The organism is Sorangium sp. So ce726, from assembly GCF_051521405.1.
Taxonomy (GTDB): Bacteria; Myxococcota_A; Polyangia; order Polyangiales; family Polyangiaceae; genus Sorangium.
Genome location: NZ_CP150349.1, coordinates 3,701,214 through 3,714,478, shown reverse-complemented (window position 1 = coordinate 3,714,478; position 13,265 = coordinate 3,701,214). Strand labels below are relative to the sequence as shown.

Here is a 13,265-nt window from a genome sequence, read left to right as displayed (position 1 = left end):
CATGCAGGACGAGCAGCCCGCCCCGGTCGAGCCGAGCGCGCCCTCACGGGCCCCGGAGGTCGCGCCGGCTGCCAGGGAAGCGCCGCGCCCGGGCGAGGCGCAGAGCACGTCGCTGGCCGACCGGATCGGGATGATCGTCGGCGGGCAGTTCGTGAACACGCTGATCGTCCTCGTGCAGGGCGTCGTCGTGGTGCGGCTGCTCGGCAAGGCCGAGTACGGCGTGCTCGCGTTCGCGACGATGCTGTTCATGACGGGGCGCGATCTCGCGCAGCTCTACCTCCCGGAGTCGTTCCTTTATTTCGCGCCCAAGGTCACCCGCGCCGAGCTCCGCGGGCTGGTGCGCCAGAGCATGCTGCTCCTGGTCGGCCTCGGGGCGCTCTCCGCGCTGGCCTTCTCGGTGTTCGCCCTGGTCCCCAGCGTCTTCCTCGATGGCCGCGAGGGCGTCACGCAGCTCCTCCTGCTCATCGGCCTCATGAGCGTGATCTCCTACCCGGCGAGCGTGTTCGGCCCGCTCTTCATCGCGACGAACAACCACCGCAAGTCGGCGGGGGTCGCGCTGATCGTCACGCTCTCGAGCGCCGCGGGCGCGATCGTCCCCGCGGCGCTCGGGTGCTCGATCGCCTGGATCGTGGCCGCCCAGTGCGCGGCGCAGGCCCTCCGGCTCGGGCTCTCGTACCGGCTCTACGCGCGGCTGTTCCAGGACGTCGCCGCGGCCCCGTTCCCCGGCGGCGTCAGGGCGCAGCTCGCTTACGCGCTCCCGCTCTCGGTGACGCGCTTCGCCGGCCTCTTCAACCAGAAGCTCGACAAGTTCGTCATCGGCCTGTTCTTCAGCGCCGGCCTGTACGCCGAGTTCTCCGTCGGCTCGCAGGAGCTCCCGCTCGTAGGCGTCCTCGCCTACTCCGTCGCATCGACGATGCTCCCCGACCTCGTCGCCCGCGTCGAGAACGGGCGGACGCCCGCGGAGGGCGCGAGGGCGGCGATCGAGCTGTGGCACTCGGGCGTCCGCAAGACGACGCTGATCATGCTCCCGGTCGCGGCGTTCCTCCTCCTCTTCGCCGAGCCGCTCATGCGCACCATCTACGGCGACGCCTACGCCGGCGCCGCCGTGCCGTTCCGCATCTACTCCGCGCTCCTGCCGCTGCGCGTGACCGCGTACGCGATCATGCTGATGGCGTTCGGGAAGACGTCGTTCATCCTGCGGATCCAGGTGCTATCGATGGTGTTCAACGCCGCGGCAAACCTGGTCCTCCTGCCCACGATCGGCATGGTTGGCGCGCCGCTCTCGGCCGTCCTGACCCAGGTGCTCGTGATCACCGCGACGGTGGCCTGCATCGCTCGCTTCTCGGGCGTCGGTCTCCGCGGCGTCTTCCCGTGGAGCCATTACGGGCGCGTCGCGGCCACCGCGATCGTGGCCGCGGCGCCGCTCGCCGCGTTCCTTCTCACCGGCGCGACCGACAGGCGCCCCGCGCTCTGCCTCGCGCTCTGCGCCCCGCTCTACGCGGGGCTCTACCTCGTGGCCGCGCGGGTCACCGGCGTGCTCGCTCCCGAGGACCGGGCGTTCGTGGCGCGCTGGCTGCGCCTCGAACCGCTGCGCAGCCGGCACGGCTGACGCATCCGCGCGCGTCGCACCCTCGCTGTCTCGGGCGGCGAACGAGGGCTGCCGGCGTGGAATCCGCGCGCGCTGCTTCAAAGGGCCCTCGCCTGGAAGGCGGAAAAGATTGACAGTCGTCCGGTCGTCGCCAACGTGGCGCCCGCCTTCGGGTGGATTTCCCGCCGATCGGTGTTCTAGGCTTACTTGCCGGCCTCATCGGCGCCTTGTGCGATGGAGACGACCATGAGCGAAGACCAGGAAGCAGGGCTCGTCCTCCGGGTCATCTCGGGCCCCCTGGCCGGGCAGACGGCGCGTATCCCTGGCGACCGTCCGCTGCTCGTCGGCCGCGCGCCTGAGTCGGATCTCTCGATCACGAGCGACGGTGAGCTCTCTGCGCTGCATTTCTCGGTGGAGCAGATCGACGGCAGCTACCTCCTCCGCGACCTGGGGAGCCGCAACGGGACGCAGGTCAACCGAGAGCGGGCGCGCGAGGTGTCGCTCCGGGACGGCGACGAGATCCGCGCGGGGGGGACCCTCTTCGCGGTGGTGCGCCGCGAGCTGAACCGCCGCTACGCGCCGACCGAGCCCGCGCCGCCCTCGCGCCGCGCGCGCAGGACCGCGGCGCTCGCGACCGGGGCGCCGTTCGCCGCGTCGGCGCGGGCGCGGCTCCGGCAGGAGCGCTCGCCCCTCTTCGCGGTGGTCGACGCCGCCCGCGACCCGCGCATCCGGCTGCTGCTCGGCGAAGCAGGCGAGCAGACCGCCTCGCTCTACACCGGCTTCCAGGGCGAGATCCTCGCGGACGTCGGCCCCACGCTCGTGCACCTCCCGCACGGGTCCAGGCTGCTCGACGCGCTGGTCAACGGAGGCTGGGGCGACTGCTGGGGCGTCTTCCTGACGAGCGATCGCCCGTTCGGCGACGTGCGGAAGCACCTCCGCCGATTTCTCCTGGTCGAGAGTGGGACAGGCAAGCAGCAGTATTTCCGGTTCTACGACCCACGCGTGCTCCGCGGCTTCTTGCCCACGTGCGGACCTCGAAAGATCGAGGCGCTGTTCGAGGAGGTCGAGGCCTTCGCCATGGAAGCTGAGGATCCGGGGAAGCTGCTCCGCTTCACCGCCCGGGGCGGCAAGGCGCTGCGCGAGGAGTCGGCGCTGGAACGCGAAGGCTGAAGGCGCGCGCCGGCCCCGCGGGCCGGCGTGGATCAGCGCAGCGGCGCGCCCGCGGCGCTGCCTGGGTCCTGGGCCGGCAGATCCCAGGCGATGATGCGCAGGAGCTCTGCCACGCTGAAGGCCTGCGCGAAGCTGCCACCAGGGTGGTGCGGCGGCTCGCCGGAGGCGACCTCGGGCACCTGGCCGAGCGCGATCTCGTTCGCGGCCGCGGAGGCCGCGAGCCGATGCAGCAGCGGGATCACGTGCTCGCCGAGCGTGGAGAAGCGCCGGGCGGCGCGCGCGTAGAACCCGAGCAGGAACGGCCAGGCCGTGCCCTGGTGGTAGGCGCTGTCGCGCGCCTCCGGGCTCCCCTGGTACCGGGGCGTGTAGGCCGGATCGGCCGGCGAGAGCGTGCGCACGCCGGCGGGGGTCACGAGCTCCAGGCGGACCCGATCCAGCAGCGACGCGGCCCGCTCCGGCGTGAAGCAGGCGGGATCCACGGCGACGGCGATCAGCGCGTTGGGGCGGATCGACGCGTCGCGGAACGCGCCCTCCCCCTCCGCGTGCTCCGAGATGACGTCGTACGGGTAGCCGGTCTCCTCGCACCAGAAGCGGGCGGCGAAGCCCTGGCGCGCCGCGCTCGCGGCCGCCTCCGCCCGCCGCGCGAGGCGGTCGTCGCCGGCGGCCCGCGCGAGGCGCGCGAGCGTCTCCGAGCCCTTCGCCCACAGCGCCGTGAGCTCCACCGGGCAACCGGCGCGCGGGGTCACCGCGCGGCCCGCGACGCGCGCGTCCATCCACGTGAGCCCGTCGATGGCGCCCTCGCCGAGGCGCCCGGCGGCGAAGAGGCCGTCGGCCGTGACGTGGATCCCGTTCCGGGTCCCGCGCACGGCGGCCTCGAAGGCATCGCGGAGCGCGCCGAGCAGCTCGCCCGTCACGAACGGGTGCGTGTCGCCGACCGCGTCCGCGAGCAGGCGAGCCGCCTCGAACAGCCAGAGGGTCGCGTCGGCCGCGTGGAAGTCCGCGGCCTCGCCCGCGTCGGGGAGCCGGTTCGGCACGAGGCCGTCCTGCATGGCGTCGATCATCGCGCGGAGGACGCGGATCGCGGCCTCGGTCTTGCGCGGCACGAGGTAGAGGCCGGGCAGGGAGATGAGCGCGTCGCGGCCCCACACCTCGAACCAGGGGTAGCCCGCGATGACGCCGGGCCGCGCGGCCGCGTCGGCGCGGAACGCCTCGGCCGCGATGGAGAGCTTCCGCTCCAGGAGCGGGCGCCGGGGCCCGGGGTCCTCGGCGCGGATCGCCGCGCTCGCCGCCGCGAGGAGGTTCTCCGGCTCGTCGTCCGGCAGCGCGCCCACCGCGACGAGCAAGTGAACGGGCTCGGGGCCGATCACCGTCTCGAAATGGCCCGGCGTCCAGAGATCCTCGAGGAAGTCGAGGCCCCGATCCTGCTCGCCGAGGTACTCGAAGCGTCGCCACCAGTCCTGCGAGCCGACGAACGTGCCCTGGTAGCGGAAGCAGATCCTCGGCAGCGCGCGGTTCGGCTGCACCCGGACCTCGCCCATCACGGGGCGGTCCCGCCCCGAGCCGGGCTCGCCGCGCGCCGCCCCTGCGCGCAGCTCGACCTTCTGGGAGATCCCGCCGTTCTCGCGGAGCAGCTGGTGAATGTGGCGGGCGGCGAGGAGCGGGCGCAGCGTCAGCATCACCGGATCCGCCCCGCTCCAGGAATAACGGAGGACGGCGGCGTTCTCGCCGCGCACGAGGCCGAGCGTCACCTCGAGCTCGCCGCCTGGGACGGCGTACGCCCAGCGCGGGAGCGGATCCTGATCGAAGCGCTCGAGGTAGAACGAGCTGCTCTCCGGATCGATGCCCGGGAACTGGTGCTTGGCGAGGTCCCAGCGCGGCCACAAGGTGCGGCGCTCGGACGGCGCGCCCTGCTGCCGGACCGGGCGGACGCAGACGTCGACGTGCGAGAGCATGACGTGCCGGCGCCGCGGAGGGTCGAGGGCCGCGACGAGCAGGCCGTGGTAGCGGCGGGTGTGCATGCCGGCGATCGTCGAGCTCGCGTAGGCCCCCGCGCCGTTCGTGTGCAGCCACTCCTTGCGCGCGATCGAGAACTGGCCCCGCACGTCGACGTGCGGCCACGGCGAGGCGTGCTCCAGCGCGGCGCCCTGGCCGCGGGGCGCCGCGGGCGTGGACGACAGCGCGTCGTGGGTCGGGGAATTCCGCCGGGATCCGTCCGAACTCATCGACCGCCGGTTGCCTTCCTGAGCGAATCCTCGGCGGCGGCGCGCATCACCTCGACCGGCGCCGGGAGGCCGGTCCAGAGCGTGAAGGACTGCGCCGCCTGGCCGACCAGCATCCCGAGCCCGCCTGCGGCGCGGAGCCCTCTCTCGCGCGCCACCCGGAGGAAGGGCGTCACCGGGGGGTTGTAGACGAGGTCGTAGAGGCACACGCTCGGCGAGAGCGCGTCCCACGGGATGATGCTCGTGACCTCCTCCCCGGGCGGTCCCCCGAGCATGCCGGCGCTCGTGGCCTGGATGATCAGGTCGGCGGCGACGGTGAACTCGCTCCAGTTGAGCCGCAGCGCCACGGAGGACTTGCTGCTGATCGACCTGTCGGTCGGGATCGGCCAGGGCGCGGTGAGCGCGCCGAGCTCGGACGCGCGCTGCCCCGCGGGCGACTCGAGCATCTCCTCGGTGCTGGTCCACGAGCGGGTGGTCACGCTGATGAGGTGATAGCCGAGCATCTTGCACGCGGCGATCGCCGCGAACGCCGCGCCGCCCGCGCCGATGATCACCGCGCGCTGGCGCGGGCTCGAGCGCGCGCCGTACGGCCCCTCCGGATCGTCCCCGCGGGGCGGGGCGGATCCCAGGAGCAGCGCGAGCTCGTCGCGGAGCGCGACCACGTCGGTGTTGTACGCCGTGACGCGCCGCGACTCGGTCGCGCAGAGGACGTTCGCGACGCCGACGTCGGCCGCGCTCGCGTCCACGTCGTCGACCATCGACATGATCGCGCGCTTGTGCGGGATCGTGACGTTCGCGCCGGCGATAAGGCCGCTCCGGATGTCGCTGACGAAGCGCGCGAGCTCCGCGCCGGTGGGCACGTCGAAAGCGCTGTAGATGTGCGGCAGGTGGTGCGCCCGAAACGCGGCCGAGTGCATCGCCGGCGAGACCGAGTGGCCCACCGGGTGCCCCACAAGACCGAACATTCGCCGCTCAGCGTTCGACATGGTGCCTCTCCTCAGGGCCGGCCTCCGCGCCGCCCTGCCCCACCGAGACCTGGCCGACTGCGCCCGCGTGACCGAGGGTCGGGGCATGCTCGTCGGCCGCGAAGCCGAGCCCGAGCTGCTCGCACGCGGGAGCGCCGGGCTGCGTCCTCTTGCGCCTCGGCGCGCGGCCGGACGCGGCGCGCGGGCCGCCGCCCTGACGCGCAGGCGGCGCAGGCGCCGCCGCGGCCGACGCAGCCGCCGCGGCCGGCGCGGGCGCGTGGCCCTCGACGAGCGGCTCGTCCGGACCTGCGGTGACGACGACCCGCGCGAGCAGCGCGCCGTGGTGCACGCGCACCGCGATCGGATCTCCCGGCGCGACCTCGCGGTGATCGCGGACCGCGCGACCCGACGCGTCCGTCGCGATGGCGTAGCCGCGCGCGAGCACGCGGAGCGGCGACATCGCCTCGAGCCGGGCCACGTCGCCCGCGAAGCCCTCCCGCAGGAGGGCGACGTGGCGGTGCGCGGCGGCGGCGAGGCGCACCGACAGCGGCCTGAGCGCCCCGCGGGCGCCCGCGAGCACCGCGCGCGGGTGGCGCGCGGCGAGCCTCCGCTCGAGGCGCTGGAGCCCGGCGCGGTCCTCGACGAGGATGCGTTCCATGCGGCGCCTCAGCCTCGCCATGGCGTCGTCGATCCGCTGCTGCGGCTCCGCCAGGATCTGCGCGGGCGAGCCGAGCCGGGCGCGCTGCCGGTCGAGATCGGCCCGAGCGCCCCGGAGCCGGTGGGCGATCGCGCGGCGCATGCGGGCCTCGAGGTGCTCCAGCGCCGCGCGCCGCGCGGCCGCGTCCGCGACGAGCATCTCTGCAGCCTGCGAGGGCGTCGCGGCGCGCGCGTCGGCGGCGAGGTCGGTCAGCGCGACGTCGATCTCGTGCCCGACGGCGCTCACGATCGGCACGCGCGCGGCCGCGACCTTCCGGACGACGATCTCCTCGTTGAACGCGCTGAGGTCGTCGGCCGAGCCGCCCCCGCGCCCCACGATGATCACCTCGATGCCCGGAAACTCCTCGAGCAGCGCGATCGCGCGCACGATCCGCTGCCCTGCGCCGGCGCCCTGCACCGGCGTGCGCGCGAGGATCAGCCGTGCGCCGCCGCGGCGGAACGCGACGGTCACGATGTCGTGGATCGCCGCGCCGTCGCCGCTCGTGACGACGCCGATGATCTGCGGATCGACGGGCAGCTTGCGCTTGCGCTCCGGCGCGAACAGCCCCTCGGCGGCGAGCTTCTCCTTGAGTCGGAAGAGCGCCTCGAGGAGCGCGCCGCGGCCGGCGAGGCGCGCGTCGTCCGCGGAGAACTGGAGCCGGCCCCGAGGCACGTAGACCGTGGCGCGGCCGGTGAGCACGACGCGCGCGCCGTCGGCGAGCAGCTTCCGCGCGCGCGGCGCCGCGGTCCTGTACATCACGCAGTCGATGGCCGCCTCTTCGCTCTCGTCCTTGAGCGTGAAGTAGGCGTGGCCGCTGCCCACGACGCGCAGGCCCGAGATCTCGCCCTCGACGCGTACGTCCGCGGTCGACCCCTCGAGGATCCGCTTCAGCCGGCGATCCAGCTCCGCGACCGAGACCACCTCCGGCTCGGCGCCCCGCTGGCGACGCGAGGGCGGCGGGCTCGTGAGCTCGCGAGGCTCGGCGACGGGAAGGGCCGCGAACGAGAGCTCGGGCGGGATATCGCGGCGCTGCACAGGGCAGACGTACCCTTTTGCTCGGCCTGTGGAAAGACTCTCGCGGGCCTGATCCCGCGTCAGGCGAGCCCGCCGTCGGGCGCGCGGCGAGGCTCGGCGCGGAGCGGCGGAGCGACGTGCCGTTCGCGGAGGTGATTTCGTGTGAGAGGGCCGGCCCGTGATCCGCAAGGTCCTCCTCCCGAACCGCGGCGAGATCGCTGTCCAAGTCCTGCGATCGCTGCATGAGGCCGGCCTCCAGGGCATCGCCGTCTGCAGCGACGCGAACAGCGACAACCTCCATGTCCCCCTCGCGAGCGCGTCGTACGCCATCGGCCCCGCGCCTACGGCAGAGGGCTACCTCCGCTTCGACCGGATCCGCCATGTCACCAGGCGTTCCGCGGCGGGCGCTATCCATCTCGGGTACGGAAAACCGCGAGTTCGAGGAAGCATGCGAGCGGACCTCGTCGGGTTCCTCGTTGCCGAGGAGGGATCGCCGTTGATGCCCTCGCAGGAGCCAGCCGCCCTCACCAGGGCGCCCCTTGCTGCAGCCGCGCCCATGGGAGGGCGATCACTGGCATGCGCGTTCTGCAACGCGGCGTGACACGTCGCAGCGCACACCATCCACGACCCGCCGGGGACGTCCTCGGCAGGTCGTAACCGGTCGTAACCGGTCGTAACAGATCGGGTCATCAACAACGCGCAACCCCCTACGCAGCGCGTTGTCCCAAAGTCCCCTCGCTCCGGCCTCGGTCAATGCTATTCTACCGCCAACTTTCGATCGGGGTGGAGGTGCGATGGGACGCGAGGCGAAGGGCCAGAAGGACCCGCTTGGGTCCGTCGCGATGCTCCCGCCGATCGAGGTCCGAGCCCACGAGCCGCCCTCTGCGACAGGCAGGCCGGCGACGCAGCGCGCGGGCGAGCCGGCGAGCGACGCCGCCGTGACGCCTTCCCCACGGGCCCGGTGGTTCGACGCGACCGCTCCCGACGTGACGCCGGCGGGGGGCACGGACACTCGGCGGCGCTGGGCGATCCCGCTCTTCCTGGCCGCGCTCGTGCTGGTCGTGACCGCGCGCGGCCTGATGCTCCGTGCGCTGTTGCCGGTCGCCCTCGTGACGGCGGCGGTCGCGCTGCTCGCGCGGGGACGGCGGCAGTTCCCGCCCCCTCCGCAGGTGAGCCGGCGCGGGCTGAGCCTCGAGGGCGATCAGCTGCTCCTTCGAGGCCAAGGCAGCGCTGCGCAGCACGTGCTGCTCACCACCCGCGAGCGGTTCGGCGTCACGCTCCTCGCGACGCCGCGCCGGGATCGCATCGTCGCCCTGCTCAGCTCCAGCGCCGGGATGTCCTCCATCGGGGCCGGCTTCGACGGCCCCTCGCGGCGCACCTTCGCCGCGCTCCTCGACCACGCGTCCGTCGTGGGCTCCGACGAGGTCGGGCTCGAGGCGATCGGCCCGGACGGCGAGCCGATCTCGCTCAGCCCCGCGGCGCTCGCCGCGCTCCTCGAGGAGCTCACGCTGCGCTCTCCTGGGTGCCTGGAGCGCTTCGTCCTGACGGACGCGCGCGGCGCCGCCCTCGGCCTCGACAGCCGGGAGCTCCGCGCTGGCGGCCGCGTCTTCGATCTGACGGCGCCGCTCGAGTGGCGCGCGTTCGTGTTCCAGGAGGCGCTCGGGCAGGCGATCGCCGTGTACCAGGGAACGTGGGTACGCCAGGGTACCAACGAGCTCTCCCTCGTCTGCCTGCTCCCCGCGATGACGCCGGCGCTCGACGGGCTGGGGGCATCGCTCGGCCCGCTCGATCGCGGCGCGCTCCGTGACCTGCGGCTGATGCAGGGCATACCGGAGAGCCCGCCGCCCGCCGATCAGCGCGTCGCCATCGATCGCCTGCTGATGGTCCCGATCCGATCCGCGCTGGACAAGGCGCCCCGGCCCGCCGCGCAGGCGCCGCGCGCGCGCGCATGACGCATCCACCGTGAACCCAACCACAGGGTTGGCCTGATGGGTCGACGAGACAGCGCGCCAGGGTTGGCCTGACGGAGCGACGAGCCCGCGCGCGGGCATCGTGCTTCGCTTGACTCCCGCGCGCTGGCACGGGTAAACCGCGCTCGGTACCAGGCGATTTCGAGTCACCACGTCCCACACGACATCCGGAGGCGATCCATGGCCGTCGATATCCAGAAACTGTTCAACGAGGAGCTGCCCGCTGCGCTGGCGAAGCACACCGACGCGGCCAAGCAGATCGGCGGGAAGTACCAGATCAACGTGACGGGCGAGGGCGGCGGCGAGTGGCTGATCGACCTGTCCGACAGCGGGCCCAAGCTCTCCTCGGGCAACCCTGGCAACGCGGATGTCACGATCTCGCTCACCAGCGAGGATTTCCAGAAGCTGCACGAGAACCCGCAGGCCAACTCGATGCAGCTCTTCTTCGCGGGCAAGCTGAAGGTCACCGGCAACCAGATGCTGGCGATGAAGCTCCCGAAGCTGTTCCAGCTCAACGCGGGCTGATCCGGCGCCGGCGGAGATCCGGCGAGCCCACCTGCGCCGCGGCGCGCGGCGCGCGCAGCGCGCGCAGACGAACGGCTCGCTGGTGGATCGCAGCCCTTGCGTCCGCCCCAGCCAACCTCGGGTGCCTTCTGCGCGCGGCGCCCCCTTCGCTCAATCATTCCTCGATCGCTCGATCCCTCGACGGATCTCGCGCAACGACAGGAAAGCCGCCGTGCGCCCGCTCACCGACACGCGCATCCTCGATCTATCGAGGCTCTTGCCAGGCCCCTTCGCGACCCTCGTGCTCGCGGATCTCGGCGCGACGGTGGACAGGATCGAGGACGTCGCCGGCGGGGACTTCCTGCGTCAGCTCCCCCCGCAGATCGCCGGAGAATCCGCGGCGTTCCAGCTCTTGAACCGCGGCAAGCGAAGCGCCCTGCTCGACCTGAAGACGCCTGAGGGTCGCGACGCCTTCCGCCGGCTCGTCGCCAGCTACGACGTGCTCTTCGACCAGTTCCGCCCGGGGGTGCTCGATCGGCTCGGGCTCGGTCACGCGGCGCTGCGCGCGGACAACCCGCGGCTCATCGTCTGCGCGCTGACCGGCTACGGTCAGACGGGCGCCCTGGCGGCGCGCGCGGGGCACGATCTGAACTACGTCGCGCGCGCGGGGATCCTCGGCGCGCAGGGGCCCGCCGAGGGGCCGCCGCAGGTACCGGGCTTCCAGGTGGCCGACATGAGCGGCGGGATGTGGTGCGTGATCGCCATCCTCGCTGCGCTGCGCGAGCGGGAGCGGACCGGGCAGGGCGCGGTGCTCGACATCGCCATGACCGACGGCGTGCTCGGCTTCGCCCTTCCCACGCTCGCCGCCGCGCTCGCGAGCGGCGGAGAAGCCGCCGGGGAGACGGCGCGCCCGGCGGGCGGCGAGCCGCTCACCGGCGGGCTCGCGCCGTACAACACCTACCTCTCGAAGGACGGGCACGCGATGGCCCTCGCCGCGCTGGAACCGAAGTTCTGGGCCTCGTTCTGCGAGGGCGCCGGGCTCGATCCCGACCCGAGCGCGCTCGTCCCCGGGCCCCACCAGGCCGAGCTCAAGCGCAAGCTGGCCGCCGTCGTTCGGGAGAGGACGCGCGCCGAGTGGGAAACCCTCGCCGCCGAGCGCGACTGCTGCCTGGAGCCGGTCCTCGATCCGCGGAGCGCCGCGGCGGATCCCCACCTCGCCTCGCGCGATCTCCTGTTCGAGATCGCCTCGCCGCGCGGCCGGATCCCCCAGCTCAGGACGCCGGTCACGCCGGCGGGCGTCGCGTTCGCGCCGGCGCCTCGCGCCGGCGAGCACACGCGCGCCGTGCTCCGCGACGCGGGCTTCTCGGAAGCGGACATCGATGCGCTGATCCGCGCTGGCGCGGCGCGGGAGGCGCGCTGACGGCCGCCGTTCGCGAGCGCGCCGCGCGCCGTACCGAAGGATGCGCGCGGCGCGCTCGCGAACGGCGGCCGACGCTCCTGCTTCGCGTCAGATCTTCTTCAGCTCGTCGACGAACTCCCAGTCGGCGATGAGGTGCTTCTTGAGCATCAGCGACAGGAGCGCGGCGAACATCGCCTCCCAGCGCACGTTGTTGCCGAGGATCTCGCTCGCGTCGGCGCCGTGAGACACCGCGCGCAGCGCGGAGACGAGATCGCGCGCAGTGAGGCCCGAATCATCCGCCGTGGGAGGAGGAGGCAGCTCCGACTGCGAGGTGGCGCGGGGGGACGGGGCTTCTTTCCGCTGCTGCTGCTGCTGCTGGGATTTGGACCCGCGCGCGGGGAGCGTGAGCGTCGTCCCGTCGAGGAGCGTGAGCGAGACCATCCGTCGGCGACCGCGGCCTTGCGGCGCGGGGATGTTGCGCACCTCGCGCTCGCTCGGGGGCTCGTCGCCGTAGTCGGGCACGCTCTCCGGGACGGTGCGCGCCGCAGCGCTGGCGCGTCCGAGCACGGCGCCGAGGAGGGCCGCGGCCGGCGTGCTCGACGTCGGTGCCCCGTCCATGGTCGGCGCCGCGTCGCCGGCGGACACCGCGACGGGCCCCGGCGCGGTGCTCGGGCGCAGCGTCTTCCGGCGCTCCGGCTGCGCCGCCTGCGAGGACGGCGCCTGCGCTGCCTGCGAGGACGGCGCCTGCGCTGCCTGCGCAGCTTGCGCGGGCTGCGCGGATCGCGCTGCCTGCGCCGCCGCGAGCAGCTCGGGCGTCGGCGCGACCTTCAACGTCGGCCGCGAGCGCTCGTCCGGGCGGCCGCGGATCTGCCGCTCCTCCGGGGAGCTGCGGACTTCTCTGGCCGCGGGGCGAGGCGGTTCCCACGCCAGCTCGTCATCCATGACACCCACGTCGGAGGGGTCGACGTCGGAGGTCTCGATCGCCGGCCCCGAATCCTCGACCAGCCGCGCCCCGGATCGCACTGCGGGCCTGGTGAGCAGCAAGGGCTCCGGCGTCGATGGCGTCAGCGGCGTATCCTCCGCGTGGCGCGCGGTCTCGGGTGCTGCGGAGAGCTCGGACGAAGGCGGCGGGTCGGCGGGGCGCGCCCGCGACTGCGGCTGCGGCTCGCTCACCTGGGCCTGCTTCGCGGGCGCGGGCGGCGGCGCCGAGCGGGCGCGCGCTCCGTAATAGACCCGGATCGCGTTCCGGATGTCGCTCGGCGGAGCGATCATCGCGCGCACGGGCAGGCCGGAGAACGCCATGCACTCCTTCATGCCGTCCTCGTTCGTCGGATCGTCCATCGCGACGTACAGCGTCTCGCCCTGGTTGCGGACGTGGCGAACGTAGATCGGGACGAGGCAGTAACGCTCGGCCACGTCGTGCGGGACGAGGTTGAGCAGCTGCCGCGAGAACTCGATGTGCAGGAGCGACACCCAGGGAACAGCGAGCTGGTGCGACAGGATCTGCGTCAGCTGGGTTTCGTTGATGAGCCCTTGCTCGACAAGGAGCGTCCCCAGCCGCCGGCCATCCGTGCGCTGCTGCTCCAGGGTCCTCTCGAGGGCGTCCTGGGTGATCATCCGCGCGTCGACCAGGAGCTGACCGAGACGTAGGCGAGGCGTAACCATCGCGCCCGAGGTTACCCCAAGAAGGATCCAGGACCTAACAGACGGCTGGACGAGCCCCCCCGCCCCCTCCAGAC

General features: G+C 73.4%; 10 protein-coding genes. 6 read left to right on the top strand and 4 right to left on the bottom strand.

The window, feature by feature from the left end; translation table 11 throughout:
• Position 1: 1 nt before the first annotated feature.
• Positions 2 to 1,609 carry an oligosaccharide flippase family protein gene (locus tag WME79_RS14010; protein ID WP_437535329.1) on the top strand — a complete coding sequence of 536 codons (1,608 nt, stop codon included), beginning with the start codon at positions 2 to 4 and terminating at the stop codon, positions 1,607 to 1,609.
• A 225-nt stretch (positions 1,610 to 1,834) separates the two neighbouring features.
• Positions 1,835 to 2,758 (top strand): DUF4123 domain-containing protein, encoded by a 924-nt coding sequence (locus tag WME79_RS14005; protein WP_437535328.1) that lies wholly within the window; start codon positions 1,835 to 1,837, stop codon positions 2,756 to 2,758.
• A gap of 32 nt (positions 2,759 to 2,790) precedes the next feature.
• Here the strand turns inward: WME79_RS14005 and WME79_RS14000 are convergent, their stop codons facing one another.
• The 3 genes from WME79_RS14000 to xseA are packed head-to-tail and all read right to left on the bottom strand — an operon-like array spanning position 2,791 to position 7,674.
• Entirely contained in the window at positions 2,791 to 4,980 is a 2,190-nt protein-coding gene (locus WME79_RS14000; protein WP_437535327.1) for an amylo-alpha-1,6-glucosidase, read from the bottom strand.
• A complete protein-coding gene (locus tag WME79_RS13995; protein WP_437535326.1) occupies positions 4,977 to 5,963 on the bottom strand; it encodes a shikimate dehydrogenase family protein in 987 nt (328 codons plus the stop codon). The genes WME79_RS14000 and WME79_RS13995 overlap by 4 nt, the downstream gene beginning before the upstream one ends.
• Complete coding sequence (gene xseA / locus WME79_RS13990; protein ID WP_437535325.1) at positions 5,950 to 7,674, bottom strand: exodeoxyribonuclease VII large subunit; 1,725 nt, start codon at positions 7,672 to 7,674, stop codon at positions 5,950 to 5,952. Before xseA ends, WME79_RS13995 begins: the two co-directional genes overlap by 14 nt.
• Before the next feature lie 157 nt (positions 7,675 to 7,831).
• Here xseA and WME79_RS13985 point away from each other — a divergent pair, with 157 nt between their 5' ends.
• From WME79_RS13985 to WME79_RS13970, 4 genes are all read left to right on the top strand, one after another.
• On the top strand, positions 7,832 to 8,254 hold the full coding sequence (locus WME79_RS13985) for a biotin carboxylase N-terminal domain-containing protein (protein ID WP_437535324.1): 423 nt from the start codon (positions 7,832 to 7,834) through the stop codon (positions 8,252 to 8,254).
• A 193-nt stretch (positions 8,255 to 8,447) separates the two neighbouring features.
• Positions 8,448 to 9,605 (top strand): IMP dehydrogenase, encoded by a 1,158-nt coding sequence (locus tag WME79_RS13980; protein ID WP_437535323.1) that lies wholly within the window; start codon positions 8,448 to 8,450, stop codon positions 9,603 to 9,605.
• 198 nt (positions 9,606 to 9,803) lie between these two features.
• Complete coding sequence (locus WME79_RS13975) at positions 9,804 to 10,148, top strand: SCP2 sterol-binding domain-containing protein (protein WP_272103323.1); 345 nt, start codon at positions 9,804 to 9,806, stop codon at positions 10,146 to 10,148.
• A gap of 211 nt (positions 10,149 to 10,359) precedes the next feature.
• Positions 10,360 to 11,547, top strand: a complete 1,188-nt coding sequence (locus WME79_RS13970; protein WP_437535322.1) for a CaiB/BaiF CoA transferase family protein — start codon at positions 10,360 to 10,362, stop codon at positions 11,545 to 11,547.
• A gap of 87 nt (positions 11,548 to 11,634) precedes the next feature.
• Here WME79_RS13970 and WME79_RS13965 read toward each other — a convergent pair whose 3' ends face one another.
• Positions 11,635 to 13,191: a hypothetical protein gene (locus WME79_RS13965; RefSeq protein WP_437535321.1), complete on the bottom strand. Its 1,557-nt coding sequence runs from the start codon at positions 13,189 to 13,191 to the stop codon at positions 11,635 to 11,637.
• Positions 13,192 to 13,265: the final 74 nt, after the last annotated feature.

Bases quoted from the DNA above. Each gene is read 5' to 3' on its own strand.
- WME79_RS14005 (WP_437535328.1), top strand. From the start codon at position 1,835: ATGAGCGAAGACCAGGAAGCAGGGCTCGTCCTCCGGGTCATCTCGGGC.
- WME79_RS13975 (WP_272103323.1), top strand. From the start codon at position 9,804: ATGGCCGTCGATATCCAGAAACTGTTCAACGAGGAGCTGCCCGCTGCG.
- WME79_RS14010 (WP_437535329.1), top strand. From the start codon at position 2: ATGCAGGACGAGCAGCCCGCCCCGGTCGAGCCGAGCGCGCCCTCACGG.
- WME79_RS13980 (WP_437535323.1), top strand. From the start codon at position 8,448: ATGGGACGCGAGGCGAAGGGCCAGAAGGACCCGCTTGGGTCCGTCGCG.
- WME79_RS13995 (WP_437535326.1), bottom strand. From the start codon at position 5,963: ATGTCGAACGCTGAGCGGCGAATGTTCGGTCTTGTGGGGCACCCGGTG.
- WME79_RS14000 (WP_437535327.1), bottom strand. From the start codon at position 4,980: ATGAGTTCGGACGGATCCCGGCGGAATTCCCCGACCCACGACGCGCTG.
- WME79_RS13965 (WP_437535321.1), bottom strand. From the start codon at position 13,191: ATGGTTACGCCTCGCCTACGTCTCGGTCAGCTCCTGGTCGACGCGCGG.